At 73.1% G+C, this 26,851-nt stretch carries 26 protein-coding genes; 18 read left to right on the top strand and 8 right to left on the bottom strand.

The window, feature by feature from the left end:
- Genes ACZ466_RS18795 through ACZ466_RS18770 form a run of 6 tightly spaced genes read left to right on the top strand, consistent with a single transcriptional unit; the run spans nucleotide 1 to nucleotide 5,548 of the window.
- Nucleotides 1-1,068, top strand: a complete 1,068-nt coding sequence (locus ACZ466_RS18795; protein WP_378283341.1) for an ABC transporter substrate-binding protein — start codon at nucleotides 1-3, stop codon at nucleotides 1,066-1,068.
- A 42-nt stretch (nucleotides 1,069-1,110) separates the two neighbouring features.
- A complete protein-coding gene (allB, locus tag ACZ466_RS18790) occupies nucleotides 1,111-2,481 on the top strand; it encodes an allantoinase AllB (RefSeq protein WP_378283342.1) in 1,371 nt (456 codons plus the stop codon).
- Nucleotides 2,482-2,498: 17 nt separating this feature from the next.
- Nucleotides 2,499-3,374: a hypothetical protein gene (locus ACZ466_RS18785; protein ID WP_378283343.1), complete on the top strand. Its 876-nt coding sequence runs from the start codon at nucleotides 2,499-2,501 to the stop codon at nucleotides 3,372-3,374.
- Between the two features lie 5 nt (nucleotides 3,375-3,379).
- Nucleotides 3,380-4,024 (top strand): GntR family transcriptional regulator, encoded by a 645-nt coding sequence (locus tag ACZ466_RS18780; RefSeq protein WP_378283344.1) that lies wholly within the window; start codon nucleotides 3,380-3,382, stop codon nucleotides 4,022-4,024.
- Nucleotides 4,025-4,073: 49 nt separating this feature from the next.
- Nucleotides 4,074-4,472: an allophanate hydrolase-related protein gene (locus tag ACZ466_RS18775; RefSeq protein WP_378283345.1), complete on the top strand. Its 399-nt coding sequence runs from the start codon at nucleotides 4,074-4,076 to the stop codon at nucleotides 4,470-4,472.
- On the top strand, nucleotides 4,469-5,548 hold the full coding sequence (locus tag ACZ466_RS18770) for an acetamidase/formamidase family protein (protein WP_378283346.1): 1,080 nt from the start codon (nucleotides 4,469-4,471) through the stop codon (nucleotides 5,546-5,548). The genes ACZ466_RS18775 and ACZ466_RS18770 overlap by 4 nt, the downstream gene beginning before the upstream one ends.
- Here ACZ466_RS18770 and ACZ466_RS18765 read toward each other — a convergent pair.
- Complete coding sequence (locus ACZ466_RS18765; RefSeq protein WP_378283347.1) at nucleotides 5,545-6,420, bottom strand: NAD(P)-dependent oxidoreductase; 876 nt, start codon at nucleotides 6,418-6,420, stop codon at nucleotides 5,545-5,547. The genes ACZ466_RS18770 and ACZ466_RS18765 overlap by 4 nt on opposite strands.
- A 657-nt stretch (nucleotides 6,421-7,077) precedes the next feature.
- Between ACZ466_RS18765 and ACZ466_RS18760 the strand changes: the two genes are divergently transcribed.
- The 4 genes from ACZ466_RS18760 to ACZ466_RS18745 all read left to right on the top strand — a co-directional run bounded on the left by ACZ466_RS18760 (nucleotide 7,078) and on the right by ACZ466_RS18745 (nucleotide 8,425).
- Nucleotides 7,078-7,347, top strand: a complete 270-nt coding sequence (locus tag ACZ466_RS18760) for a GntR family transcriptional regulator (RefSeq protein WP_378283348.1) — start codon at nucleotides 7,078-7,080, stop codon at nucleotides 7,345-7,347.
- A 30-nt stretch (nucleotides 7,348-7,377) separates the two neighbouring features.
- Nucleotides 7,378-7,623, top strand: coding sequence for a winged helix-turn-helix domain-containing protein (locus ACZ466_RS18755; RefSeq protein ID WP_378283349.1), 246 nt, complete (start codon nucleotides 7,378-7,380; stop codon nucleotides 7,621-7,623).
- Between the two features lie 144 nt (nucleotides 7,624-7,767).
- On the top strand, nucleotides 7,768-8,154 hold the full coding sequence (locus ACZ466_RS18750) for a DUF2255 family protein (protein WP_378283350.1): 387 nt from the start codon (nucleotides 7,768-7,770) through the stop codon (nucleotides 8,152-8,154).
- A gap of 88 nt (nucleotides 8,155-8,242) precedes the next feature.
- Nucleotides 8,243-8,425 carry a hypothetical protein gene (locus tag ACZ466_RS18745; protein WP_378283351.1) on the top strand — a complete coding sequence of 61 codons (183 nt, stop codon included), beginning with the start codon at nucleotides 8,243-8,245 and terminating at the stop codon, nucleotides 8,423-8,425.
- Here the strand turns inward: ACZ466_RS18745 and ACZ466_RS18740 are convergent, their stop codons facing one another.
- Both ACZ466_RS18740 and ACZ466_RS18735 read right to left on the bottom strand, forming a co-directional pair.
- Complete coding sequence (locus tag ACZ466_RS18740) at nucleotides 8,426-8,953, bottom strand: hypothetical protein (RefSeq protein ID WP_378283352.1); 528 nt, start codon at nucleotides 8,951-8,953, stop codon at nucleotides 8,426-8,428. It lies immediately after the preceding gene.
- 35 nt (nucleotides 8,954-8,988) lie between these two features.
- A complete protein-coding gene (locus ACZ466_RS18735; RefSeq protein WP_378283353.1) occupies nucleotides 8,989-10,026 on the bottom strand; it encodes a hypothetical protein in 1,038 nt (345 codons plus the stop codon).
- A gap of 146 nt (nucleotides 10,027-10,172) precedes the next feature.
- Between ACZ466_RS18735 and ACZ466_RS18730 the strand changes: the two genes are divergently transcribed.
- Nucleotides 10,173-11,183: a hypothetical protein gene (locus ACZ466_RS18730; protein ID WP_378283354.1), complete on the top strand. Its 1,011-nt coding sequence runs from the start codon at nucleotides 10,173-10,175 to the stop codon at nucleotides 11,181-11,183.
- 16 nt (nucleotides 11,184-11,199) lie between these two features.
- Nucleotides 11,200-11,715, top strand: a complete 516-nt coding sequence (locus ACZ466_RS18725; protein WP_378283355.1) for a hypothetical protein — start codon at nucleotides 11,200-11,202, stop codon at nucleotides 11,713-11,715.
- A gap of 21 nt (nucleotides 11,716-11,736) precedes the next feature.
- Here ACZ466_RS18725 and ACZ466_RS18720 read toward each other — a convergent pair whose 3' ends face one another.
- From ACZ466_RS18720 to ACZ466_RS18710, 3 genes are all read right to left on the bottom strand, one after another.
- A complete protein-coding gene (locus tag ACZ466_RS18720; protein WP_378283356.1) occupies nucleotides 11,737-12,705 on the bottom strand; it encodes a hypothetical protein in 969 nt (322 codons plus the stop codon).
- A 38-nt stretch (nucleotides 12,706-12,743) separates the two neighbouring features.
- On the bottom strand, nucleotides 12,744-13,406 hold the full coding sequence (locus ACZ466_RS18715; protein ID WP_464043889.1) for a hypothetical protein: 663 nt from the start codon (nucleotides 13,404-13,406) through the stop codon (nucleotides 12,744-12,746).
- Between the two features lie 846 nt (nucleotides 13,407-14,252).
- Nucleotides 14,253-15,182 carry a sigma-70 family RNA polymerase sigma factor gene (locus ACZ466_RS18710; protein WP_378283358.1) on the bottom strand — a complete coding sequence of 310 codons (930 nt, stop codon included), beginning with the start codon at nucleotides 15,180-15,182 and terminating at the stop codon, nucleotides 14,253-14,255.
- 329 nt (nucleotides 15,183-15,511) lie between these two features.
- Between ACZ466_RS18710 and ACZ466_RS18705 the strand changes: the two genes are divergently transcribed.
- On the top strand, nucleotides 15,512-16,249 hold the full coding sequence (locus tag ACZ466_RS18705) for a hypothetical protein (protein ID WP_378283359.1): 738 nt from the start codon (nucleotides 15,512-15,514) through the stop codon (nucleotides 16,247-16,249).
- A 77-nt stretch (nucleotides 16,250-16,326) separates the two neighbouring features.
- On the opposite strand, the gene ACZ466_RS18700 is transcribed toward ACZ466_RS18705, so the two are convergent.
- On the bottom strand, nucleotides 16,327-17,085 hold the full coding sequence (locus ACZ466_RS18700) for a hypothetical protein (RefSeq protein ID WP_378283360.1): 759 nt from the start codon (nucleotides 17,083-17,085) through the stop codon (nucleotides 16,327-16,329).
- Nucleotides 17,086-17,184: 99 nt separating this feature from the next.
- Between ACZ466_RS18700 and ACZ466_RS18695 the strand changes: the two genes are divergently transcribed.
- The 4 genes from ACZ466_RS18695 (at nucleotide 17,185) to ACZ466_RS18680 (ending at nucleotide 23,515) form a co-directional block, all read left to right on the top strand.
- Nucleotides 17,185-19,200 (top strand): outer membrane protein assembly factor BamB family protein, encoded by a 2,016-nt coding sequence (locus ACZ466_RS18695; protein ID WP_378283361.1) that lies wholly within the window; start codon nucleotides 17,185-17,187, stop codon nucleotides 19,198-19,200.
- Nucleotides 19,197-20,603, top strand: coding sequence for an outer membrane protein assembly factor BamB family protein (locus ACZ466_RS18690; RefSeq protein WP_378283362.1), 1,407 nt, complete (start codon nucleotides 19,197-19,199; stop codon nucleotides 20,601-20,603). Before ACZ466_RS18695 ends, ACZ466_RS18690 begins: the two co-directional genes overlap by 4 nt.
- Before the next feature lie 2 nt (nucleotides 20,604-20,605).
- Nucleotides 20,606-22,837, top strand: a complete 2,232-nt coding sequence (locus ACZ466_RS18685; RefSeq protein ID WP_378283363.1) for a serine/threonine-protein kinase — start codon at nucleotides 20,606-20,608, stop codon at nucleotides 22,835-22,837.
- A 72-nt stretch (nucleotides 22,838-22,909) separates the two neighbouring features.
- Nucleotides 22,910-23,515 (top strand): TetR/AcrR family transcriptional regulator, encoded by a 606-nt coding sequence (locus ACZ466_RS18680; protein ID WP_378283364.1) that lies wholly within the window; start codon nucleotides 22,910-22,912, stop codon nucleotides 23,513-23,515.
- A gap of 171 nt (nucleotides 23,516-23,686) precedes the next feature.
- Here the strand turns inward: ACZ466_RS18680 and ACZ466_RS18675 are convergent, their stop codons facing one another.
- Nucleotides 23,687-25,309 carry a GMC oxidoreductase gene (locus ACZ466_RS18675; protein ID WP_378283365.1) on the bottom strand — a complete coding sequence of 541 codons (1,623 nt, stop codon included), beginning with the start codon at nucleotides 25,307-25,309 and terminating at the stop codon, nucleotides 23,687-23,689.
- Between the two features lie 237 nt (nucleotides 25,310-25,546).
- Between ACZ466_RS18675 and ACZ466_RS18670 the strand changes: the two genes are divergently transcribed.
- Nucleotides 25,547-26,806: a lipase family protein gene (locus ACZ466_RS18670; RefSeq protein ID WP_378283367.1), complete on the top strand. Its 1,260-nt coding sequence runs from the start codon at nucleotides 25,547-25,549 to the stop codon at nucleotides 26,804-26,806.
- The last annotated feature ends 45 nt before the right edge of the window (nucleotides 26,807-26,851 follow it).

Here is a 26,851-nt window from a genome sequence, read left to right as displayed (position 1 = left end):
ATGACCGCACACGACCTCGACCGGCGCCGATTCCTCGTCCGCGGGTCCCTGCTCGGCGGTCTCGCCGTGGCGGCGCCCGGCGTCCTGTCCGGATGCGTCTCGGGCGGGACGGGCGGGGACGCGTCCGGCGCCGCCGGGTTCGGCGTCGCCTCGCAGCGCCTGGCCTGGCTGAAGAACACCCAGTTCGCCGGGAGCTTCCTGGCCGACAAGAACGGCTACTACAAGCAGGAGGGCTTCGCCCGCGCCGAGCTGGTCGCGGGCGGGCCGACCGCGCCGCCCATCGAGTCGGACGTGCTCACCCGCACCTTCGCGGGGGTGTCGCAGGTGCCGACCGTCGCCAAGGCCATCGACCAGGGCGCCCCGCTGAAGATCATCGGCGCGGTGTACCACCGGTACGCGGGCTGCGTGATGTCGATGGGCGACAAGCCCATCCGCCGTCCCGAGGACCTGTACGGCAAGACCATCGGCTGCGCGTCGTCCAGCGAGGCCATCTGGCGCAACTTCCTGGCGGCGCTGCGGCTGGACACCTCGCGGATCAGGACGGTGCCCGTGCAGGGCGACCCCATCGGCATGACCAAGGGCGAGATCGACGGCTACATGGGCTACATCAACAACCAGGTGATCGAGCTGCGCGCCAAGGGCTTCGAGATCGCCACGATGCTGCTCGCCGACGTCGGGTTCCCGCTGGTCGGGCAGACCTACCTCACCACCCAGGAGAACCTGGACAAGAACCGGGACAAGGTGAAGGCGTTCCTCAAGGCCGAGATCCGGGGCTGGCGGGACGTCCTGGCCGACCCGCAGCGGGCCACCGACGTCACCGTGAACGAGTACGGCAAGGACCTGACGCTCAACCCCACGACCACCCTCGCCGCGTGCAAGCAGGGCAACGACCTGATCCGCGACGGGAAGAAGGGGCAGCAGATCATCGCCGTTTCCGACGCCGAGGCCGAGAACAACGTGAAGGCCGTCAACGCGGGCGGGCTGAAGCTGACCGCCGGCCGGATGTTCGACCTGGGGCCCGTCCGCGAGGTCTACAAGGAGAACCCCGACCTCGCCTTGGACGCCTAGCCCCGACCACCGTCCGACCCACCACCGAGCGAAGGGTTTCCCATGCCCCACCATCCCACCCCCGACCTGGTCGTCACCGGAGGGACGGTCGTCGCGCACGACGGCCGCCGCCGCCAGGACGTGGCGGTCCGCGACGGCCGGATCGTCGCCGTCGGCGAGGGCCTCGCCTGGGACGGCGCCGCCGCCACCGTCGACGCCTCCGGGCTGCTCGTCCTGCCCGGTCTCGTGGACGTCCACGTGCACCTGCGCGAACCCGGCATGACCGAGAAGGAGGACTTCGCCAGCGGGACGGCGGCCGCGGCGGCCGGCGGCGTCACCACCGTCGTGGACATGCCCAACACCTATCCGCCCGTTTCCACGGCGGAGCGCTTCCAGGAGAAGCTGGACCTGGTCGCGCCCAAGGCGCACGTCGACTTCGGCCTGTACGGGATGCTCGGCCAGGACAACGCCGAGGAGATGACCGCGATGGCCGGGCTCGGCGCCATGGGGTTCAAGCTCTTCATGGGCCAGACCACCGGAGACAACCGCTGCCCGGACGACGCCGCCATCTTCCGAGGGCTGGAGGCCGCGGCCGAGGCAGGGCTGGTCGTGGGCGTGCACGCGGAGAACGACCACCTGCTGCGCATGTTCATCGACCGGCTGCGGGCGGAGGGCCGTACCGACCCCCGCGCCCACCTGGAGAGCCGCCCCGCCTTCGTGGAGGTGGAGGCCCTCACCCGGATCATCACGCTGGCCACCGAGGCGGGCACGAAGCTGCACATCCACCACCTGTCCACGGCGGCCGGGCTGTCCAGGGTCCGGGACCTGCGCGCCCAGGGGCACCGGGTCAGCGTGGAGGCGCTGGTCGCCCACCTCACCTTCGACGACTCGGCGTACGACGTGCACGGCAACCTGGTGAAGCTCAACCCGCCGATCCGCCCGGCCGCCGACGTCGCCGCGCTCTGGGACGGCATCGGCCGCGGCGACGTCGACGTCATCGCGACCGACCACGCCCCGCACACCGCCGCCGAGCAGGCCGAACCGGACGTGTGGAAGGCGTACGGCGGCTTCATCGGGTTGGAGACGATGCTGCCCCTGCTGCTGACCGAGACGGCGGAGGGCCGGATGACGGTGGAGGACATCGTGCGGCTCTGCTCGTACGCGCCCGCCCGGCGGTGGTCGATGGCGGGCAAGGGAGCGGTCGCGCCCGGCTTCGACGCAGACCTGGTGCTGGTCGACCCGTCCGCCGGGACGGTGGTGAACGGAGCCTCGATGCACTCCAAGCACAACATCACGCCGTACGAGGGCCGGGAGCTGAAGGGTTCGGTCGTCGCGACCTACCTGCGGGGCGTGCCGGTGTATGAGAAGGGCGAGGTGATCGGGAATCCGGCGGGGCGGCAGGTGCGTCCCGGCCGTACGAGGGGAGAACGGTGACCATTCAGGAGACACCCGTGAGCGTGCTCAGCGGGTCGGGAGACGGGGCGTGGACGCTGCGGGCCGCGGTGCGGCGCTGCCAGGCCGAGGCGGGAGCGGGAGCGGGAGCGAAGGCCGCGGTGATCGCGGGCGTCGGGACGACCGCGCCGGGCGCGCTGAAAGGCCGCCTGCTGCTGGACGCCCTCGCCGCCGCGGGCGTCACACCCGCCCGCGCGGTGCCGTTCGACGACCCGCGGGCCCTGCTCGCCGACGCGGGCTGGGATCTGGCGCTGGTGCTGAGCCCGTGGAAGAAGGACGCCGCGGCGCTGCTGGCCGCCGGCACGGGCGTGCTGACCGGCTCGGCCGCGGCGACCGGCGTCGTCGACACCGTCGTCCGGGACGGCGGGCGCCTCGTCGGCGTCAACACCAACTGCTGGTCGGCGCAGGCGGCGATGGAGACGCTCATGGGCGGCCGCGCGCCCGCCGCCGTGCTGGTCCTGGGCTCGGGGGGCTCGTCCGGGTCGGTCGCCCTCGCCGTCCGGCGCGCGTGGCCGGACGCCCGGCTGGCGGGCAGCGCGCGGAACGCGGCGGCGCTGGCCGCCTGGGCGGACCGGTTCGGCGCCGACGCGGTGGCCCCGGGCGACCTGGAGGACGCCTGCCGCGACGCCCCGCCGTCCCTGATCGTGAACGCCACGACGTGGGGCGAGACACCCGAGTCCGAGGGCCGCGAGTTCGCGTTCCCGTTCAACGCCCTGGCCGCGCCCGGCAACGCGTACTTCGACCTGAACAACCGCGTCTCGTCTCTCCAAACAAGGGCATTGCAAGCGGGGATGAACGTCATGTCCGGCACGTTCATGCAGCGCGTCACCAACGCGTGCCGCGCCGCCCTGCTGACGGCCGAGGGGACGAGGTGACCCTCATGGGCGGGACGGCGGACACCGAGTCGCTCAGCGTCCGCGAGCGCGTCTACCGCTACCTCCGCCAGCAGATCACCACCGGCGCCTACACCGGAGGGATGCGGCTGGTGGAGGAGCAGATCGCCGACGAACTGGGCGTCAGCCGCACCCCCGTGCGGGAGGGGCTGCAACGGCTGACCAGCGACGGGCTGGTGCTGCGGATCCGGCGCGGCCAGCTGGTGGTGGTCGAGGTGGACGCGCAGGCCCGCGCCGAGCTGCACCAGCTCCGCGTGGCCTTCGACCAGGTCGCGGCCAAGATGCTGGCCGCCAAGACCGGCGAGGTCGACTGGGACGCCCTGTACGCGCTCCTCGACCCCCTCGCCGCGGCCCTGAACGAGCACGGCATCGGCAGCTCCCAGTTCGCGATGGCCCATCTCGACCTGCACATGGCCATCAACCGGGCCGCGTTCTCCCAGATCACCTCGTCGTTCCTGGAGCGGCAGGCGTTCCTGTACCCCACCGACGACTACGTCCAGCAGCCGGGGCACGAGCCGGTGTCGCAGCACCGGGCGCTGCTCGACGACCTGTCCAGCGGGGACGCCGAGCGGGCGACGACCGCGGCGGCCGTCCACGCGCTGCGCGGCTTCGGCAACACCACGCTGGAATGACGTGTCCCTCCACCCCGTCCGACCGACCCCCGACCCGAGGAGATGCGCAGTGCCCGACACCGTCCTGATGTTCGTCAACGGCCAGGCGATGAGCGGAGGCGAGCTCGGCGACGCCCTCGCCGGGGCCCGGTTCCTCGGCCCGGTCCGCACCGCGCCGGACTACCGGTTCTTCTCGTTCGGCGACGTCTTCCCCGGCCTGGTGCCCGCGGGGCGCGGCGCGGGCCGTCCGGTGCCGGGCGAGCTGTACGAGGTCGGCTACGCCGATCTGCGGGAGCGCCTCCTGCCGCGCGAGCCCGCGGAACTGGAGCTGTCGGTGATCCGGCTGGAGGACGGCCGGGGCTCGCTGAGCATGGTGTGCCGGGACGGCGTCCTCGGCGGCGAGGGCGTGCACGAGATCACCGCGGAGGGCGGCTGGCGCGAGCACCTGGCCACGGCCGCGCGATCGTGAGCGGGATCCTGCGGGCGGGCGAGGGAATCGCGGGCCGCTACCTGGCGTGCTCGCCGGACACCGTCTCCTGGGGGACGCTGCCCGGCCCGGGGGCGGCGCCGGTGCTCACGGTCGGCTCCGGGGAGGTGGTCACGTTCGACACTGTCTCCCAGGAGGGCCTGATGGAGGACCAGGGACGCGACCCGGCCGCCTACTTCGCCGGATTCGGCGTCCCGCGCGAGGCCGTCCTGGACGAGGCCGTCGCCCTCGCCGCCTCCGACCTGCGCAGGGAACGACCTGCCCAGGCCGGGCCGCACGTCGTACTCGGCCCGGTGCGGGTACTGGGCGCCGAACCGGGCGACTGGCTGCGGGTCGACTTCCTTGACCTGCGCCCGCGCGTGCCGTACGGGGTCATCTCCAGCAGGCACGGGCGGGGCTGCCTGCCCGACCGGCTGCCCGATTCCCCCGTGTTCAGCCGCTTCTGCTCCCTGAACGGCGCGTACGCGACGTTCGAGCATCGCGGCGGGCGCGCGTCCATCGAACTGCGGCCCTTCCTGGGGCTGTGCGGGGTGACCCCGGCCGAGCCAGGCGGCCCGTTGAGCACGATCCCGCCGGGCCCGTTCGGGGGCAACATCGACCTGCGCGAACTGGTCGCGGGCTCGTCCCTGTACCTGCCCGTGCAGATCCCCGGAGCCGGGTTCTTCCTGGGCGACCCGCACTTCGCCCAGGGCAACGGCGAGATCGCACTGACCGCCCTGGAAGGTTCGCTGCGCGTCACCCTGCGGGTCTCCGTCATCAAGCCGCCCGGCCCGCTCGACCACGCCGCCGGGCCGTTCGCCGAGACCGCCGACCACTGGGTCGTCCTCGGCCTGCACGAGGACCTGGACGAGGCGATGCGCCGCTGCGCCTGGAACGCCGTCCGCTTCCTCTCCCGCCGCACCGGCATGACGGAGAACGAGGCGTACCTCTACCTCAGTGCTGCGGGCGACTTCTCCGTCACGCAGGTCGTCGACCTGGTGAAGGGCGTCCACTGCCGCATCCGAAAACGCGACGTCCAACAGGAGAGGGCTCCGGCCGTCCATCCCGGCCTCGATTAGCTTCTCTCGCGGCGCAACACCTCGAAGACACTGGCGAAGCTGTCGTCGCCATGCCCGTCGGCCGTCCGCTGCCCGAGCAGGTTCCACAGCGGGACGTGCACCCCGGGATCGATCCCCGCGTCGAGGCTCACCCGCACCAGCGCGCCGACCCCGGCCCGGTTCATCCCCACCGGGGAGGAGGGCTCGGTGTAGTCGCCGGACCCGATCTCGCGGGCCAGTTCCGGGATGTAAGCGATCATCCCGTGCAGCCACCGGCCCACCAGCGGGACGAACTCCTCCGGCCGCACGCCCGCCGCGTCCACCAGCGCCAGCGCGTGCAGGAAACCGGCCAGCGCCGCGTAGCCCGAGCCGAGCAGGCCGAGGTCGTACACCTCCGCGGCCCCGGCGTCCTCGCCCAGGTAGTGCGCCGCCGCCAGGGTCTCCAGCAGCGCGCGCCCGGCGTCGAACACCTCCCTGGACCCGCTGTAGAGGAAGAACGCTTCGGGCGTCGCGACCGTCTCGGGCAGCGCCATCATCGCGCCGTCGAGGTAACCGGCGCCCTGCTCCGCCGCCCACGCCGCCAGCGCCCGAGCCTCCTCGGGCGTTCCCGTGGTGAGGTTGACGACCGTCCGCCCCGCCAGTTCACCGGCGAGCGGTTCGAGAACACTACGAACCGCCCCATAGTCGGCCAGCGTCACGATGACCATTGGACCGGCGGCTACGGCCTCCGCCGCCGACCCGGCGACAACGGCCCCGTCGGCCACGGCCTTACCCGGAGTCCGGTTCCACACGGTCGTAGGGTGCCCCGCCTTGATGAGCGCCGCCACGATGGCGCCCCCCATCCGGCCGAGGCCGACAACGCTGACAGGGGATCGGGATGCACTGCTGGACATGGTTTCTCGCGCCTCTCATCTTCGGTCGAATCCATGTCCAGCCTGGAGAAACGCACTTCCGGCCCGCTGCCGATCCACTGCCGCCCTATCCGGCATCGAGCGGGGGCCTGGCGTCACCACATCGCGTGATGCCTCCCGATGTACCGGGGCTGCCGCGCGGCCGCGTACGCCGTCGCGGACCCGGGCCAGCATGGCCGCGCCAACGACGAGCATCACCGCAACGAGCACGGTCACGCCGCACCCCCCCGCGAGATAGCGCAGGCGGTCGCGCGCCCTCTCGTTGTCCCCGGTTCGCAGCGGGAACTCCGCCCACAAGCGGTCCTGCCGCACGGTTTCTCGAACGCATGCATCTTCCGTCGGGCCGAAAACGGCCGTCTCCAGGCCCGCCGCTTGTTCACGGTCGGGGAGGCGGTAGTGGAGTCGCGCCGTCCAGAACTCGTCGTCCTTGTCGTACTCCAGCGGCTCCCACCGTCGCGACGCGGTGGCCCTAACCTAGTTGTCCATCGGGGCTCGACTTCCTAGTAGTCGTGTTCCGTAGGCCCCGAACGGCGCGTCACCGCCGCTCGGGGCCGTCCTTGTCGTACCAGCACGATACCCGAGCTACACCGGGTAACACCGGGTAATCCTACATTGCACGGTGTGACCCACCATGGACGGGTGGAATTCGATCTCGACCAGCCGCGCGCCGCGTACCTGATCATCGCCGACACCATCGCGGCAGAGATCCACGCGGGCAGGCTGCGCCCCGGGCAACGCGTCCCGTCCGCCCGCGAGATAGCGACAGACGCGGGTGTCGGCATGCGGACCGCGGAAGCGGCTCTACGGCTCTTGCGCGAGCGCGGCCTGACCATAGCGGTGGTCGGGAAAGCGACCTACGTCGCGGACTTGAGCGGGACCTCACTGAACGAAACCCCCGACGGCACGTGATGAAGCGGGAACGGGGCGTAACGTAGCGTCATGGTCGGCTTGGACGGCATCGCACCGTTGCGGGATCAGCTAGTCGCGGTGATTCGCGAGCGAATCGGAAGCGGGACCTATCCACGGGGTTCCAAGCTGCCCACCGCTCGCGAGCTGGGCGAGGAATTTGACATATCCGCCCGAACTGTCACCGATGCCATGGCCATCCTTCGTGAGTCCGGTGAAGTGATCGGCGTTCGTGGACGGGGCGTGTTCGTCCGGCCGGACGACACGAGCGCTGACTGAGGGGACCGGACGTCAGTGCGGCCTGCCCTACAAAGTCCGCCGCTGAAAAGAACGACGGCTGACGCCCTGGTCATGCCTCACGCCGGGGGTTCGGGGGGTGGGGGTGGGGGGCATGACCTGCGCATAGCGTTCTAGGGGGGATGTATGACGGCCAACTGGAGTGGTGAGGAGCTCAGCAAGATCGCGGGGGCGGACGAGCTGGAGGTCTCGCCGCGGCGGGAGGACGGATCGCTTCGGGGGGCCACGCCGATCTGGGTGGTCCGCGACGGGGACGAGCTCTACGTCCGGTCGTACCGGGGGGACGCGGGGGTCTGGTACCGGACGGCCCAGGGCAGTCATCGGGGGCGGATCGCCGCCGGGGGCGTGACCAAGGACGTCACGTTCGTCGAGGAGACCGACTCCGCGCGCAACGACCGGATCGACGACGCGTACCGGACCAAGTACGGCCGTTATCCGAGCCAGTACGTCGATCCCATGGTGGCGCCGGCGGCGCGGTCGGCCACGCTCAGGCTGGAGCCCAGCGCCGCCTGACACCGGCATTACCTGGCGTGACAGGTACGCACGCCATGCTTACCTCGACCTATCCGGCGTTGGGGAACACCTCGGTAGAGTCCGAAATATGCGCAAGGCCATCGCCGCAGGTGTCGTGGTCGCGCTCGTGACCGCCGGCATGGTCGCCGACCGGTCGAGCCGGAGTGAGGGCTGCGAGCAGGACGCGGCGCCCGCACGGGTGCTGCGCGTCGCCGGCGAGTCCGGTCATCGGCTGCCGCTGCCGTCCTCGGTCCTTCACTGCAAGCCCTGATCATCTGACGATGGTCGGGGTCCGGGTGGTCATCCGCCTGCTGAAGATCGGGTCGATGGCCTCCTTGTGGAGTTCGTCCAGCGCGGCGATCTGGGCCTGGGCGCGTGCGAGGAGTCTTTGCAGTTCGGGTGTCCTCAGGCCGGGTTCGCGGTCGGCCAGGGCGAGCAGGGTGCGCCATCCGGCGGCCTTGGCCTCGACGCCCAGGCGCAGGACTTCGAGTTCCTCCAGGTCGCTCAGTGGTGAACGGTTCTTCAAGCGGCCGTTGAGTTTCAGGCGCCCCGCCTTCTCGGCCGCCGCCACCGCCAAGCTCTTGTAGCGGCGGATCGGCAGGCCGAGCGACATCATGACGGCCAGCAGCGCGCCCCGGTCGGCGGCGATCTCGCCGGCCAGCCGCCGCAGCCGTCCCTCGTCGGGGCGGCCGCGGTGCGCGCGGGCGAGGGCGTGCGCCCGGGCCACGCCGCCCGCGGCCCCGGCGAGATGATCATTAAGGTAGATCGCCAGGTAGCGGCGAGCCTCCATCGAGTTCATGCCTGCCCCGTACCCCGGGAAGTCCAACGCGGAGATCAACGAATCCCCCGTGTTCGTCCCTCGGCGGCCGGCGAGTCACGGAGCAGAGGCGCGGGCTGCCGCGGCCGCACCTCGGCCTGGCTCGGCGTGGCGGCCAGGCCCGGGAGGTGGTGGGTGGCGGCGCGCAGGCCGGCGACCGAGACATGCCCCAGATCGCCCAGCATGATGTCGTAGGCGATGTCGCGGACCGCGTCGGCGCCGAGGGACGAGCCGATCACCGCTGGGGGCCCGTTGCCGGTGAACAGCTGCACCGGGACCGCGAACTCGACGCGGTCCGCCTGCCGGCGCCGCCGGGTCGCGGTGCCGCTTGCCCGGGGCGGGACCTCGACCTGGCCGAGCCCGGACAGCATCCGGAACGTCGCCAGCCCGAGCAGGCTGTTCAGGGTCAGCGCGGTCGCGCGGGTCACCGTCTCGACCTCGCCGGGCCTGCGGGTGAGGTAGCCGCCGAACGCGTAGGCGATGACCCGCTCCCGGACCGGGGAACGCAGGAACACGCGCAGGCGCAGCCCCTGGACGGGGAGCTCGAACTCGCCGTCGCCGTCGGCGACCCCGGACCTGACGTATCCACCCTCGGTCCTGGCGAGGCGGCCCGTCAGCCTCAGCTCCCCGACATTGCCCCGGCGGGTCAGCGCCAGCACGTACAGCTCGCCGTCCAGTTCGACGATCACGTCGTCGCCGATCACGGCCGCCAGCGCGCGTGCGGTCTCGTTGAGGTCGCGCAGGGTTCGGCGCGGCATCCGCGGCCGCAGCACGTTCCGGCTGGTGACCGTCCGGACGCCGATGCTCGACTCGACGTGCTCGACCTCCCGCTCGGCCTGCTTGGCGGTGTAGTGGCGCAGGCTGAACGCGACCACCTCGTTGTCGGTCCACACGGCGCACGTGGCCTTGAGGGCCTTCTTGGCGCTGAGCGGGTAGGGAAGCCCCTGCCGGACGTGCCTGGTCGCGTCCACGAACACCGGGGTGTCGTCGTCGAACGCGCGCCGGAGGTAGAACTCTTCCTTGACCTGCTCCTCGACCCGCATGGTGGAAGTCACGTGCACCTCTCCTACGCCGCTGCCTCTGGTCCGTTACCGTTGCGCGGCGGGCCCGATCGGCAACCGCGGGACCGGCACGTGCGGGTCGCCTCCCGGCGGGGACGGTCATGCGTGACATGAGGCGCGGCCCGACCCGGGGGACACCGATGCACAAGCTGACCGACTACCTGCTCGCCATCCGCACCACCGGCTCGCCGCCGGCGCCCGAGGGCGTCAAGACGGTCGTGCTGGAACCGGCCGCGGGCGACGACGTGATCGCCTCCACCCTCGCCGCCCTGCGCGCCAGCGGCCTGACCGCGGCCGACTTCCGCTCCCGGGCGATCTTCCTCGCGCCGGACGGGCCCGCCGGACTGGTCGCGTACGCGGCGCTGTGCGGGTTCTCCGGCCGCCGCGTCGACGCCTACGCCGACGGTGCCGTCCTGGAGTTCTCCCGGCTCGACCACGACGGCGCCGCCTTCCCCGACGCCGGCCCGCCGCCGGAGTTCCTCCTGTGGGCCCAGGTCGGCGGGCCGGCCGCGGACGGGATCCCCACCGTGCACCTCGGCTCCGGCGGGCCGGACCCGCTCAGCCCGGAGGCCGCCACCGTGATCCGGTACGCGGCGCGGCTGCGCCTGGTCCCGCCGGACTCGGCCAGGGACGCGCTCGTCATGTTCCTGCTCGTCGCGGCGCTGCGGCGGCGCGCCGACGACCGGTTCCCGTTCCTGTCCACCGGGACCGAGCCCGTCCCGCTCGTCAAGAACGCCCCGCACCAGGGAATCGACCTGGAGCGGCTCCGGCAGGCGGCGGCACGGCACCGCCAGGAGCAGCGCATCGCGCGCCGCGGCGCCGAGATCGTCCCGCCGATTCCGGTCTCGCCGCACAACGCCCGGCTCGCCGAGGCCGACCGGGTGGACGTCCGGGTCGTCCTGCGGCGGCTCGGGTCCGGCGCCGGCGCGGACGACGGCCTGTGGCACTGCCCGCGCCCCGGGCCCCACGGCCGCCGGGACGAGCACCCGTCCATGAAGATGTACGGGGACAACCGGACCCGGTGCCACCGCTGCGACGCCGAGAAGATCGGCCCGCTGCGGCTGGCCGTCGACGTGCTGGGAGTGACCCCGGACGAGGCCGCGACCTTCATCCTGGACTCCGATCGCGTGGTCGACCTGCGCGCCGTCTGAGGGGTGAGGGGATTCGATGGGACGAGCGCAGGGCCGCGCCGCCATGGTGCGGCTGACCGTGGACGGGCGGGACGCGGGACTGGTCCATCGCAGCGTCCTGGAACGGGTGGCCGAGATCGCCGGGCGGCTCGGCTGCCGCGCCGCGGTCGCGCTGGGCCTTCCGCCGGTCTCCTACGACGGCGCCGGGCTGGCCCGGCTGCGGCGCGACCTGGACCAGGTCATCGCGTTCGCGGACGCGTCCCGCCGCACCGGCTGGGAGCTGGGTGACCTCGCCGTCGCCCCCGGGGAGCGGCCCGTGCCGGTGCTGGACACGCCGCAGGGCGTGCTCTGGGCGGACGCCCTCCGCGGGTTCGAGCTGCGCGGGACGGGCGGTGCCGCGCGGCGGGTCACCGAACTGGCCGAGCCGCCCGGAACCGCGCGGCGCACCCCGTTGACCCGCCTCATCGAGCCGCTGGCCGAGGCGGCGGGACGCGCCCGGGTCCTGGAGGTGCGCGAGCAGGGCCACGACGAGGGCGCCGGGCGCCAGGGGTGACGCCCGGCCGCGGCCGCGCGGTCAGGGCAGCGGGGTCAGCTTCCCGAGGGCCGCGGACTGCCCGGAGACGGCGAACCGCAGCGCCGTCGGCATCCGCGTCTCCGGATTGGCGATGAGGGCGCCCACCTGGCCCGCCGCCGCCATCTCCTCCGCCACCGCCCCCGGGCGCACGCCGACCACGTAGTCGGCCTCCATCGGGTGCGCGGCGGTGACGCACCCGGCGGGCAGCGACGCGTACGCCCCCAGGTAGACCCGGCTGCCCGCCGGGATCAGCGTGGCGAGCGCGCGCACGACGATCCGCGCGGCCGGGCCCGACACGGTCACCGCCCGCGTGCGGACGAGGGCCTCCCTGATCTGCGCGAGCTGCTCCTCGGTGGTGATCCCGCCGGTGAGCAGCGCGGCCGTGTCCAGCCGCGTGCCGGTGCGGCGGCTCACCACCACCGAGCCGCCGACCTGCGAGACGACGGCGCCTATCCGGTCCCGGGACGCCCTGATCGTGTCGATGGCGCGGCGGGCCGCGGCGAGGCTGGGGAACCCCGGGACCTGGTACATCCCGTGTGTGCCGCAGACGGTCACTTCGGTGCCCTGGATGTGCACCTCGTCGACGCTCTCGTCCCGCCACAGCTCGCCCAGCAGGTGGGTGCCGCTGAGCACGTCGTAGACGCGGCCGGCCATCACCCGGTCGCCGTCGGTGCGGCTCGCGAGCAAGTCCATCCAGATCTTCGGGATCTGCGGCCGGAGCGAGTCCGCGATCCGCTCAGCGGTGAGCCACGCCTGGTCCGCCGAAAGCGGGGTCGCCGGCGCGTCCGACTGCGGAGCCTGCACCCGAGGTATCACCTGCACATGGCTCTGTGCGAGGGCCTCGGCCTGCGCCTGCGGCGGGGGCTGGGGCGCGCCGGATTGATCGGCCGGTTGGTCCTCGCCCTCCGCGGCGACACCGAGGGCCGCCCAGAAGTCCATCCCCGTGACGGGGGCCTGATGAGCCGCCATCTCCACCGTTCCTTCCGTCGAGCCGTTGAGAGATCGAGCTACTCGGAGCCCGTGAGCAGGCGCCGCCACCGGCCGTGCCGGGCGTTCGCGGACGGCGTCGCCGTCTCGAACACCGGGTCCGCGGTGACGACCCGCAGGACGTCGAAGAGGGTCGCCTCCAACTCCGGGTCGGCGTGCAGGCCGCCCAGCCGGCGGTTGCTCACCGCCTGCATCCGCTCCCGGTCGTCCGGGACGACCCCGGCGAACCTCCAGCCGGGCAGCAGGTCCATGACGTCCTCCGGGCCGCAGTCCACGTCCGCGCGGGCCCGGTTGAGGATCAGCGACAGCTTCTGCGGATCGACGCCGCCGCCCCGGGAGTGCTGCGGCGTCGTGATGGCCCGCAGCCAGGAGCGGGCGCCCTCCAGCGTCACCCGGTCGGGTTCGACGGGGACCAGGATCGCGTCGGCCTCGGGCAGGATCAGCTCGGTGAACGTGGTGTGGTGCAGTTCGGCGACCGGTGTGTCGACGAACACCAGGTCGAACGCCGCCCGCAGCGCGGGCAGGAGCCGCCGGTACAGCGCCGCGTTGATCAGCGCGGGGTCGGCGTCGACGGGGTCGGGCGGCCCGAGCAGCGCGTACAGGTCGATCTCGGGGACGCGGGCGAGGCGGTCGCGTGCCGTCCGCTCCGTGAGCGTTTCGCCGTCCTGGAGCAGGTCCAGCACCGTGGGGGGACGCCACGTTCAGGTGGCGCCCGACGTCGGCCTGCTGGAAGTTGGTGTCCACGAGCACCACCGACCCGGCCCGGCCGACCTCCTGAAGGTGCTCGGCCGCGTGGACCGCCAGGCTCACGGTCGTACTGGTCTTGCCCACGCCGCCCTTCGCGGACGCGACGGCGATGACCCGTCCCCGCCTCGCCACGGGCGCGGGGGCCGGTGTGACCCACGGCCCTCCCGGGACGGGCTCAGGACTCGCCCCCGGCGCAGGGGATTCGGAGATGCCGAACGTCGCCAGCAGTTCCGACAGACTCAGCCGGTGCCCCGTGACCCGGACCCTCGGGTCGAGGACGTCGCCGCGTTCGGCGAAGAACCCGTGCACCAGCACGGTGAACCCGTTGCCGGCCAGCCCGTTCGCCAGGACCGCCACCTCCGCGCCCGGCACGTCCTCGACGAACCCGGGCGCGAACATGAACGCGGCCGGGGGGTTGACCTTCCCGCTCCTGGACAGGGCGCGGAGCTCCGCCGCCGAGGCGGCGTCGAACACCGCGGGAAACCGGCCCGTCTCCCGCAACTTCCGGGCGACACCCGGCTCCCCCGCCACGACGAGGTTCGGCGCAGTTCCCATGACAGTGTCCTCAGAGCTCAGGTCGTCGACCGGCCGACGGGAACGGCCGGACCCTCCACGTCGGACTGTGCGGACAACGGCGGCTGCCGCCAGCGCCGGCCGCCGGACTGTCCCCCTGGAGAGCTCACCGAACCTGGGAGATGACACGCATGGCTACGTCGGCCACAACGGCGAGGTGCGGCGTGCGGCCCGCGCCGATGAAGCGGGAGTCCGGTCGCGCTCCTCGCTCAGCCGGCCCGTCCTTCGAGCTCGCGCGATTCGTCCGACGTGCCCACGAGGGGCTCGGCGAGCTTGGCCAGCGCCTTCTGCTGGATCTGCCGCACGCCCTCGCGGGACAGCCCGAGCCGCTCGCCGATGACGCGGAGCGACTGCTCCGGCTCGCCGTCGAGCCCGAACCGGCGCGTCAGGACGAACCGTTCACGGGGGTCGAGGCTCGGCAGGCCGTGGCCGGTGATGGCGCGCAGGTCGAAACGCAGCAGCACCTCGTCCTCGACACCCGGGGAGGGATCGGGCAGCCGCTCCTCCCACGGCGCGTCGTCCTCGCCCTGGCCGGGGGCGGGCGTGTGCAGGCTGTCGAGCCGGGGCGCGTCCAGGACGCGCAGCACCTGGGCCTCGGTCACCCCGGCGCGCCGGGCGACGGCGGCGTGGTCCACGGGGGCGTCCGGCCCGGCCTCCTCCAGGAACGCCCGCTCGGCGGCCAGGATCGCCGGGCGCTTCTCGAAGTCACCGGGATTCAGATTGGGGTGGTCGGCGTCCCGCACCGCGCGCAGCACCTCGCGCTGGATCGGCTTGAACGCCCAGCCGGCGAACGGGCCGCGCGCGGGGTCATAGGACGAGATCGCCCACAGCAGGCCCACCTTGCCGGCGCTCTCGAAATCCTCGACGTGCTTGCTGGACCTGGAGGTGAACATGGCGACATATCTGCGGACCAGGCCGAAATTCACGTTCAGGATGTCGTGGATGAGGTCTTCCATCTCGCGCTCGGCCCGGCGCAGCGCCAGCTCGGAGAGCATGTCCAGCTCATCGGCGTCGGCCCTGGCGCGCAGCACCGCGAGCCGCTCCTGAAGCTCCCCGCGGCGGGCGAAGAGCTCGTCGTTGCGGGCTCGGAAGTCCTTGGCGGCGGGTCGCCCGCGACCGTCCAGCTGCACGGTGTTCATCCGTCTCCTCGCCCTTGAGAGGTCATTTCCTTTGGCGGGCCGGCAATGGCGGAGGGGCGACGCGCCAAAAGAAGTGACGTTTGGGAACTCTCGTTTAAAGGCGCCGAACCATGTTTCGGCCCCCGGTTGGAGAGAAGATGACACAGGGCCGTCCGCGGCCGCCCCTGGAGAGTTCCAGGGGCCCGGGGCGGGGTGGGTGGCCGGACGCGTTCCGCGAACGGCGAAGTGAGCGTACATTCTCAAACCCGGCGGCGGAACCCGGGTTGCGGATCGGCGAACCCGCGGACTCTACACATCAGGGGACGGACAAACGAAAGGACCCGTGACCTGTGCGATCGATCCTGGGCGACCTCGGCCTCGAATCCCCGCTCGTGGGGACGGCGGTGACGGCGCACATCATGTCGAGCGGCCCTGACGGGTTCCGCTGCCTCGTCTACGACGTCGGCACCCTGCCCCCTCGGGAGGCGCTCCTGCCCCGCGCCGACGCCTACGACCTGCCCGAGGGCGCCCCCGCCCCGGAACTGGCCGCGGGCGACACCGTCATCGCGCTGGTCGTCGGCGTGTCCGGCGCCACGGGCACCGAGCGGCTCATGCTGTCGGCCACGGCACCCGAACTGGTCGAGCGCGTCCTCGCGGGCTTCGTCGACGAGATCCTCAGGGGCAAGGTCGTCACCAAGGCCGTCGCACGGGTCGCCGGAACCAAGACCAAGGTCGCCGTCGCCCCCACCACCAAGGGCGTCGACGCCCGCGGCGCCTGCATCGGCCGCGGCGCCAGCCGCCTCAAAGGGGCCGAGAAGCTCCTGAACCGGGCCTTCGGCCGGGAGCGCCTGGAGATCATCGAGTACTCCGGCGACCCGGTGACGTTCATGACCAACGCCATGAACCCCGTGCAGGTCACCGAGGTCCTCATCCGCGGCGACGACGCGGTCGTCGCCGTCGAGGAGCACCAGCTCTCCGGCGGCATCGGTGAAGGCGGCCTGAACGCCCAGCTCGCCGGCCGCCTCACGGGCCACTACGTCCGCGTCGTCAAGGCCGGCACCGACCTGCGCGCGCTCCTCGGCCCCTGATGCTCACTGGTGGTGGCGGGAGGCGGGTCAGGCCGGACGGTCGTGAGGGTGAGGGACTTCGGCGGGCGGACCCACCGTCAGGATTCGGCGGGGCGGGGCGGGCGGCGGGCGGGGAGCAGGGCCAGGTGTTCTTCTCGGACGAGGCCGAAGCGCAGGGCCGTGTCGACCGCGGCGGCGCGTTTGCCGTCCCGGCGTTCTTCCTCGAAGGGCTGCTTGACGCGGAGTTTCTGTTCCGCCAGGTAGTCGATGTGGAAATTGACCGCGCGCAGGGTGGGGTTGCGGCCAGGGAGGGTGCTGAGGCGTTCCATGACCTGGCGGGAGGTGGGGACGGCGGTGGACGACTCGTCCCGGAGGCGCGGTTCGCAGAGGGCGACGAGGACGAGGAAGTAGGTCGCGTCCTGGTCCAGGGAGAAGGCCGAGATGGTGGTGGAGCCGTCGGGTTCGTGGACCTCGATGTCGGACGACTCCAGGTAGACGTGCTGGGAGGCGTACACCTGGAAGGAGGCGGTCGGGCCCTGGGTGGACAGGACGACGCGGGAGAACTCGAAGGGCACCGGGCAGGAGGCGCGGAGCGGCGGGATGCGCAGGTACTCGCCGGCGCCCTCGGGGTTCTCCACCACGTAGGTGCGTTCGTGGCTGAAGTTGCTGAGCCGCCAGTGGTCGTCGACGGCGAGGATCTCTCCGGCCAGGCGCGGGACGGTGGGATTGTCCAGGTGCAGGTCGACGACGCGGCCGGGGGCGCCGCGTCCGAAGCTGAGGGTCTCGCCCGGCGCCAGCTCCTTGCGCACGGGGTCGCGTCGCGAGTCCGGAGGCAGGTACACCAGTACGCTCGACACGCTGTCACCTCATGGCATTCGTCCGTTTGTGGATCGTTGCACGCCTCGAGAAGACGCTACACGGGCGTCCTTCGCCGTCGATCCTCCTGAAGGAGTGGAATGGAGCCGTTACGTGCTGACGATCCGGCGCGGATCGGCGGCTACCGGCTGGTGGCGCGGCTGGGGGCGGGCGGCACGGGGCGGGTGTTCCTGGGGCACGCGCCGTCGGGTGACCTCGTCGCCGTGAAGGTCGTGCACGCGCGGTTCGCCCACCGGCAGGACCGGCGGGAGCGGTTCGCGCGGGAGATCACCGCGGTGCGCGGGATCGATCCGGCGTACGTGGCGCCGGTGGTGGACCACGACGTGGACGCGGACGAGCCGTGGCTGGCCACCGCCTACCTTCCCGGTCTCACGTTGCGGCAGGTGGTGGAGGTGCACGGGCCGTTGCCCGCGGAGTCGCTGCGGGCGCTGGGGGCGGCGCTGGCGCGGGCGCTCGCGTCGATCCACCGGGCCGGGGTCGTGCACCGGGACCTCAAGCCGTCGAACCTGGTGGTGACGCCGGACGGCCCGCGCGTGGTGGACTTCGGCATCGCCCGTCCGGACGGGGCCGAGACGATCACCGTGCCCGGGTCGCTGCTCGGGACCCCCGGCTACATCCCGCCCGAGCGGATCCGCGATCGGCGGTCGGGCCGGGAGGGCGACGTGTTCGCGTTCGGGGCGGTGCTGGTGTACGCGGCGACGGGCGAGGGGCCGTTCGGTGTGGGCTCGGCGCCGTCGCTGCTCTACCGCACGCAGTCCGAGGATCCGCGGCTGGACGGGCTGCGCGCGGCCGTCGACGACCAGGGGCTCATCGGGATCGTCGAGGATTGCCTGGTGCGGGAGCCGGGGCGGCGGCCGACGGCAGACGAGCTCGTGGAACGGTTCACCGGGGCGCCCGATCCGGCGGGGACGCGGTGGCTGCCCGACGAGGTGGCGGCGAGCGTCACCGACGCGGGGAGCCCGCGCAAGGCGCCGGATGCGGCGCCGGTCAGGCGGCCGTCCCGGCGGACCCTGCTCACGCTCGGTGTGGGCGGTGGGGTGCTGGCCGCCCTCGGGCCGTCGACGAAGAGCGCGCTCTCGGCGGGGACGGCCCGGCGGCCGCCGTCCGGTGACCGGGCGCCGTTGTGGACGTACGGCAGTCCCGACAGTGAAAACGAGCACTGGTTCACCCGGCCGACCGTTATAGGGGATGTGGTCTATCTCGGTTCGACTCTGGGAGTCCACGCGCTGGACTGCGCGCGGGGCCGGTTGCTGTGGACGGCCAACCGGGGCTCGCCCGTCCTTTCGGGCGTCTCGGTGCTGAAGGCGGGGACGGTGATGTTCAGCGACGGGCGGATGTGGGCGTTGCGCGCCACCGACGGGACGCCCGAGCCCGGCTGGCGGGAGCCGACCGTCAACTCCACCGGCGCCCCCGTCGCGGAGGGCGAGCAGGTCTTCGTGTTCGACACGGTCGGGCACCTGTCGGCCTACGACGGCCGGACGGGCGGCCGCCGGTGGCGGCTGCCGCTGGCCGCCCCCGGCGGGGGCGGCGGCATCGAGGCGGTCCGTGTCCGGGGCGGTCTCGATCCGGTGGTCGCGGGCGGTCTCGTCTACGTCGCGCCGCACGGGGTGTTCGCGGTCGATCCCAGGGCGCGGGCCGTCCGGTGGCGGTTCGGCGGGGCGACCGCCGCTCCGGTGGTGCGGGGCGGGCTCGTCTACACCGCGGACACCGGTCGCGTGCACGCGCTCGACGCGGCCCGGGGGACCGTGCGGTGGAGCCGCGACCTCGGAGCCCGGATATCGAGCGGCGTGACGGTCGCGGACGGTCTCGTGCTCGCCGGTGACGACGCCGGGCGCCTGCACGCCCTGGACGCGGCGACCGGGCGGCCGCGCTGGCGCGTCGACACCAACGGGCCGCTGCGGGCCGCCCCCGCGGCCGCCGGTGGCGTGGTCTTCGCCGGTGCGGACAACGACCGTCTCTACGCGGTCGGGACGGCGGACGGGAGGGTGCGCTGGAGCCATCCTGTGGGCCGCCAGACCGAGGTCCGCGTGCAGGTGTGGCGGGACCGGGCGCTGGCGTGCGTCGACCTGACCCGGCTGTGCGCGTTCGGGCTATGAGCGCCCGTGAGCCGGGGCGGCTGAGCCGGCGCCGCGCGATCGCGGGGCTGGGCGGGGCCGCGGTCGTCGGTGGCGCCGCCGCCTGGCCCTGGGGCCGCGGACGGGACGGGGGCCCGCGCCTTCCCGCCGCGGGCGGGCCGCTGCTGTGGACGGCCAACGTGAGTTACGCCCAGGACGAGTTCTTCGGCCCGGCCGTGGCAGGGCACCTGCTGCTGGTCGAGCGGCCGTACGCCGCGCGCGAATCAGAGCGGCGGGACGTCCTGTCGTGCCTGGACACCGCGACGGGGCGCAGGTTGTGGTCCGTCCGTCTCGACGGCTCGCCGGGGACGCTGCGGAGGGTGCTGGTCTCCGGTGCCGTCGCCCTGGTGCGGACGCGTTCGGCCCTGCACGCGTTCGACCTTCGCACGGGACGCCTGCTGTGGCGCCGGGAGCGGAACGCCGGCGGTCCGCGCTCCCTGACGGTCACGGTCGGCGGGGGGCTCGTCCACGACAGCGCCAATGAGGAGAACGCGTCGAGCATCGCGTCGCGGCACGCTCTCCAGGGCTATGAGGTGGGCAGCGGGCGGCTGCGCTGGACGACGGTCGTGCAGCCGCGGGTGTCGACGGCCGAAGCCCCGATCTACGCGGCCGGGCTGCTCCTCGGTACCGCCGTCATGGCGGGCGTGTCGTCGAACTCGGAGACGTTCGCCTATGCCGTGGACGCGGCCACCGGGCGGCAACGCTGGTCGCGCCGCCTGGGCGTGCGGCACTCGTTCACCGGCGTCGGCGTGGCGCATGACGCGGGCACCTTCTATGTCTTCTCCCAGGAGACCGGTGACCTGCATGCCGTGGACGTGTCCACGGGCGCGATCCGATGGCGGGCCAGAGCGAAACGCTCTTCCGGCAGGGGCACCCCCTCGGTCGATGAGAGGACGCTGCGTGCGGGCGTTCCCGTGGTCTCGGGGGCGACCGTCTACGTGTGCGACGAGTACGGCGTCCTGCACGCCTTCGACGTGCGCAACGGCCGGGAGCGCTGGACCTTCACCACCGACGCCAGGCCCCGCTACGCGCACCTGCTTCCCGGGCCGCGCACCGGGGGAGACGACCTGGTCTACTTCCGGGCCGGGCACACCGGCAGGAGCAGTGGCGGCACCCTCTACGCCCTGAGCGCGCGCCAAAGACGGCCCCTCTGGCAGCGGCCCGCTGACCATTCCTACAGCGGCCCGCTCCTCTCAGGGAACCTGCTGTACGTGCCGGACGCGGAGGCCATCACCGTGTACGACCCGGTCGGCGGGGCCGTCCGCCACCGCGTGGAGCTCAGGGGTCTGGGATTGGGCGGCGGAAGCACCGAACTGGTCAGTGACGGTACGCGCGTCCACGCCCTGGCCCGCATTCAGGTCCTCGCCCTTCGTTTGGAGAGCTGACGTTGGAGGCACTGCGTCCCGGCGACCCGGCGAGCATCGGCGGATACGAATGCGTCGGCCGCCTCGGGTCCGGTGGCATGGGGGAGGTGTTCCTCGCCCGTGCGGGTGACGGCGCGCTGGTGGCCTTGAAGCTCATCCACGCCGACCTCGCCGGGGACGCGGGCTTCCGCGCCCGCTTCGCCCGGGAGGCGGCGGCGGTGCGGCGGGTGAGCGGCCCGTACACCGCCCCTCTGCTGGACGCGGGTGACGTTCCGCGGCCCTGGCTGGCCACCGCCTACCTTCCGGGGCTGTCCCTGGACCAGGCCGTCACCAGGCACGGCCCGCTGGGCGTCGAGGCCACGCGGCGGCTCGGGGCCGCGCTCGCCGAGGCCCTCGGGGCGATCCACCGGGCCGGGGTCGTGCATCGCGATCTGAAACCGGCGAACATCCTGCTGACCCCCGACGGGCCGCGGGTCGTGGACTTCGGCATCGCGGGCGGCCCCGAGATCAGCACCGTCGACGGGACCGCCGGGCGGGCCGCCGGGTCGCCCGCGTACATGGCGCCCGAGCAGATCACCGGCGCCCCCGTCACCCCCGCCGCGGACGTCTTCGCGCTCGGCGGGGTCCTGCTGTTCTGCCGCACCGGATCGCCGCCGTTCGGTGCGGCTCCGCTGCCGGAACTGCTCGGCCGGATCGCGCACGGGCGTCCCGAACTGGGCGGTGTCGGCGACGCGGGCCTGCGGGACGTCGTCGCCGCGTGCCTGGCCGGGGACCCGGCCCGGCGGCCCGGCACGGAGCGGCTGGCCGCCCTGCTGTCGCCGAGCGCCGCAGGCACGGGCTGGCTGCCGGTGCCCGTGACCCACGACATCGCCGAACAGGCCACGCCGATCCCGCCTCCGGCGCCGGGCCGCCGCCCGCATCCGCGGCGCCGTGCCGTCCTGCGCGTCACCGGAGCAGCGGCGGCGGCGCTCGCGGGCATGGGGGCGGTCCGCGCGTTCGCGGACGCCGACTCTCCGCAGGCGGACGTCCTCTGGGCTGCCCGTGCCACGCTGGTGTCCGGCTACGAGTTCGGACCCGTCCTGGGCCGCGGCCTGCTTCTTCTGGACCGGACCGTCGTCACCCATTCGGGCGGCCCACGGCTGGACCTGTGCTGCCTGGACACCGCGACGGGACGCTACCGGTGGCGCCGCCCCCTCAACGTCTTCGGACGCTATCGGGGGGAGGTGGTCGCAGGCCCCGGGGGAGTCCGGGTGCGCAGCATCGACGAGCTCCACGAGGTGGACGCCGACAACGGAACCGTGCACTGGTCACAGCGACGCCGGTTTCCGGGACTCATACCTGCGACGGCCTATGCGAACGGCCTCCTGTACGACATCGGCGCCGTCGCCGGTTCCGATGACGCGGGCACCCTGCACGCGCTTGAGCCCCGTACCGGGCGAGAGGTCTGGAAGCGCGACATCGAAGGCAGGCCGGTGAGTCCCATCGTCGTCGCGGGGAGCGTCCTCTACCTCATCAGCGCCTCAGCACGAGAACGGCGTGAGCGCGTGCACGCACTGGACGCCGCCACCGGCGCCGTGCGCTGGGTGACGGGCTTCGCCGATGACAACGTGGTCGGGAAGCCGCCCTCCTCACCCATCTACACCGATGCGGCCCTGTCCGTGGCGGACGGCACCGTGTACGTCTCCGTCGAGGGCCGCCACGTCCACGCCCTCGACGCCCGTACCGGAGCGACCCGCTGGAGCGTCCGTCCACAGGTGAACCCCAACGTGCTGGGAGGCGCCAACCCGAGCGTGGCCTTTCCTGTGGCGGCCGGTGATGTGCTGCTCCTGGGCACGGGAGACGGCGTGCTGCGCGCCTTCGACCGCCGTGACGGCCGCCAGCGGTGGGCCGTCGAAACGGGGGCGCCGCCGGGCCCCGTGGGCGACTTCCGCCGCCGCCTCACTCCGCTCGTCTCCGACGGGACGGTCTTCGTCTGCGGCGGCGACGGCGTCCGGGCCCTGCGGGCCGGCGACGGCCGCGTGCGCTGGGAGCGCGGAACCGACCCGTCCGCGGGCGAGCCCGTGCTCGCCGGGGGGCGGCTGCACGTCCCCGGCAAGTGGGAGGTCACGTCGCACGACCCGCTCAGCGGCCGGATCGTGCAGCGGCTCGACCTGCGCCCCCACGGGCGTCCCCCCACCGCCGTGCTCCCCGGAAAGGACGCCCTGTACGTCCTCGCCGGGCCGGACGCCGTCATAGCCGTCGGCCTGCCCGGATGAGCAGGCCAGGCTTGACGGGCCCGGGTGCCCGCCACGGGCCGGGCCTGAGATGATGCCTCGATCATGGGTGAGATGAGCCGGCGCGCGGGAGCGGCCCGGGAACGGGTGCTGGCCGTGGCCCTGAAGCTGTTCGCGCGGCACGGTGTCGCCGGCACCTCGCTCCAGATGATCGCGGACGAGCTCGGGGTGACCAAGGCCGCCGTCTACCACCAGTTCCAGAGCAAGGAGGACATCGTCTGGGCGGTGATCGCGCCCGCGCTGGACGAGCTCACGAGGGTGGCCGAGGCGGCGGAGGCGCGCAAGCGGCGGTCCGACCAGCTCGGCGCCGTGCTGTCCGGCGTCGTGGACCTGGTCGTGAGCCACCGCCGGCTGACCGCCGTCATCCGGACCGATCCCACCATCAGCGCCCTCATGCGGGAGCGTCCCGCCCTGCGGGCGCTGGAGGCGCGCATCGACCGCGTCATCACCGGGCCCGACCCGGACACCGAGACGGTCGTCAGCGCCGCCATGGTCAGCTCCGCCCTGCTGGCCGTCGGCATGGACCCGCGGCTGGACGGCCTCGACGACGAGACTCTGCGCCGCCATCTGCTCGGCATCGCCCGCCGCCTGCTGCGCCTGCGGCCGCTGCCGCGGTCGCGGCCGGGCGGCGTGCCCGGCCGCGACGCGCACCCCGCCTAGGCTGTGTCTCAAAGTCCCGGCCTACGGCGCTCGCCTGGCGGCTCGCCCCAAACCGGGCCTTGGCGAGCGCGGCATCGCTTCGCGATCTGGCCGGTGACGCTCGCCTCCGGCGTCGCGCCACCGGCCAGGTAACGCGCTCGCGCGGTACCTGAGGCCACTTAGAGACAGGCCCTAGAAGACGGATCCGACGTCGGTGCGGACGAGGGTGGCCATGCTGTGCTCGGCCAGCGCGGCGATGGTCATGGACGGGTTGCAGGCGCCGGTGGAGCCGGGGATGCGCGCGCCGTCCAGGACGTAGAGGCCGCGGTGGCCCAGCACCCGCCCGAACCGGTCGACCGCGCCGCCCATGGGCACGCCGCCCAGGGAGTGCCAGGTGGACGGCTCCAGCGCGTTGGTGTCGACCAGGATCCCGCCGCCGGTCTGGGTGAACCGGTCGAAGCGCTTGCGCATGAGCGCCTGGAGTTCGGCGTCGCCGCTGGAGGGCCAGGTCAGCTTGGCGTCGTCCTTGAGGACGTCGTACCTCCAGGTGCCGGCGGGCTTGTTGATGCCGAAGCCGACGACGATCATCGCCTTGGCGAAGTCGGGCAGCTCGACGGGCAGCCCCGCGTGGATGATCGTGTACGGGATGGGGTCGTCGGTGGCGCGCCCGCCGACGCAGGCGGGGCCGCCCTGGGGCCGTCCGGGGTCGTCGTTCATCAGCGCCCAGGCGTAGATCCGGTCGCCGTTGTTGCCCCACTGGGTGCCGACGGCGTCGGGCAGGTCGGGCACCAGGCGCTTGGCGCGCGCCTTGACCAGCAGCCGGGTCGTGCCGGGTGAGCCGGCGTTGAGGAACAGCGCGTCGGTGGTGATCCGCTTGCGCTCCTGCAGCTCGCCGTCGGTGTTGATGCGGTCGACGTGCACGACCCAGCGCTTCTGCGCGTCCATCGCGATGTCGCGGACGACGTGCAGCGTCTCGACCCGGATGTTGCCGGTGGCCTCGGCGGCGGCCAGGTAGGTGACGTCGATGGAGTGCTTGCCGCCGTTGTTGACGCCGAAGCTGATGTCGTTGGTGGTGTAGGTCGGCGTGTACCTGCCCTCAAGCTCGCCGCGGACGAAGCTCCAGTCGACCGGCAGCGGCACCCGGAACGGCTCCAGGCCGACCTTGGGGGCGGCGTCCAGGAACATCCGGGACGAGCGGTAGGGGGCGGAGGCCAGCACGTCGTCGGGCACCGTGGAGACCTTCAGCATCCTGGCCACGGTGGGGTAGGCCCAGCTGTTCAGGGCGTCGTAGTCGTGCGCGGCCGTCGGCATGGAGAGGGCGAAGTGCTCCTCGGACGGCTGCAGCGTCATGCCGTGGTACATCAGCGACCCGCCGCCGACGGCGGCGCCGCAGTTGAGGGTCATGCCGTTCTCTTGGAGGGTCTCGATCAGCCCGGTGTAGGGCTTCCAGAACTTGATGATGCCGGGGAGCATGCTGCGGTTGGTCAGCCACGAGGTGCGGCGGTCGACGTTGGCCATCCGGGGGAAGGTCGTGGCGTTGGGGCCGGTGGGCCAGCGCAGGCCGCGTTCCAGGACGAGGGTCCGTACGCCGGCCTGGGCCAGCCGCAGGGCGGTCACGCCGCCGCCGAAGCCGGTGCCGATGATGACGGCCCGTTCGCGCTGCTCGGTGGTCGGCACCCTGCGGGCGGGGGCGGTGCGGGCCCAGGCCGTGCCGGGGGCCGCGGCGCCGAGCGCGCCGAGCGCGGCGGCGCCCAGGACGCGGCGGCGGCCGATGCCGGGGGCGGTCTGCGGGTTCTGGGGGATGTCGTCGGTCACGGAACTCAGTCCTCGTCTGTGCTGCCCGGCGGGGCGGGAACGGGGGGCATTCGTAGCCGATCGGCTACTTGGTAAGTAGCCGATTGGCTAGGCAGCAGTTCACACCATCCGCGGCGCGAAAGTTTGTTGGCGGGCGCTAAATCGGGGCCCGGAGATCCGCTCTCATGCCAGTACCCCCGCGGCTTCCGCCGGGAGAAGGTGTGGTCATCCGCCACCCGCCCCCCTGGAGTGCCCCCCATGCGCCTGCTGCCGTCGTCATTGAGAAGAGGAGCGGCCGGCGCGGCCGCGGTGTCGCTCGGCGCGGCCCTGGCGCTGACGGCGTTCGCGGCCCCGGCCCGCGCGGACGACCCGCCCGCCGGATCGGTGCCGCCCGACGAGGACCCGTTCTACGCCGCGCCCGCGAACATCGCCTCGTACCGGCCGGGCCAGATCGTGGGCAGCAGGAAGATCACCCCGAAGGTCGGCGACTACGCCACCACCACCGACACCTGGCAGATCTCCTACCGCAGCAACGACTCCCACATGGCGCCGAACCTGATCGTCACGAGCCTGCTCGTGCCGAAGAAGGCGTGGACGGGCGGCGGCCCGCGGCCGATCGTGTCGGTGCAGGCCGCCGAGGACGCCACCGGCACCCAGTGCGCCCCCTCCTACGGGCTGTCGTCGGGCAGCGTCATCGCCGGCTGGCCGGCGGCGTGGTCGGCGCACCTGCTCAACCAGGGCTGGGCCGTGGCGATGCCCGACCACGAGGGGCCCAAGTCGGTGTTCATGGCCGGCCCGCAGGCGGCGCACGCCGTCCTGGACGGCATCCGCGCCGTGAAGAACTTCACCGGCGCACCGGGCATCGGCCAGGGCAACCCCTGGACGCTGAACGGTTACTCCGGAGGCGCCCAGGCCACCGGCTGGGCCGCGCAGACGCAGCCGTCCTACGCCCCGGAGATCACGCTGAAGGGCGCCGCGATGGGCGGCACCCCGGCCGACCCCGAGGCGGTGGCCCGCTTCCTGGACGGCGGCGTCTTCTCCGGCTTCGAGGCCGCCGCGGCCACCAGCCTCGCCACCGAGTTCCCCGAGATGGACCTCGAGCCGCTCATGAACGAGGCGGGCCGCAAGGCGCTCGCCGACGCCCGCGGCAAGTGCCTGACCGAGCTGCTGACCGGGTTCGCGTTCAAGAAGCTGGCGGACTACAGCGTCGTGGCGGACCCGCTGGCGGTGCCGCGCGTGCGGGCCGTGCTGAAGCGCAACACGATGGGCGCCGCAGCCCCGGCGACGCCGATCTTCAACTACCACGCCGACACCGACGAGATCGTGCCCGTCGGCCAGGCGAACAAGCTCGTCCAGGACTGGTGCGCGAAGGGCGCCACGATCCAGACCGTCCGCGACAAGGTCGGCGAGCACGCCCTGGAGATGGTCCTCCGCAACGGCGACACGCTGAAGTTCCTGGCCGACCGGTACGCCGGCAAGCCCGCCGCCAACACCTGCCAGGCCGCCGCGGGCGCCTGACCCCGCTGCCCTCTGCCTCTCCCGGCGCTCCCGCTCGCTCGACGC

Source organism: Actinomadura rugatobispora, from assembly GCF_055379765.1.
Note: the sequence above shows the minus strand (reverse complement) of the source record. Positions and strands in the feature narration are given on the sequence as shown.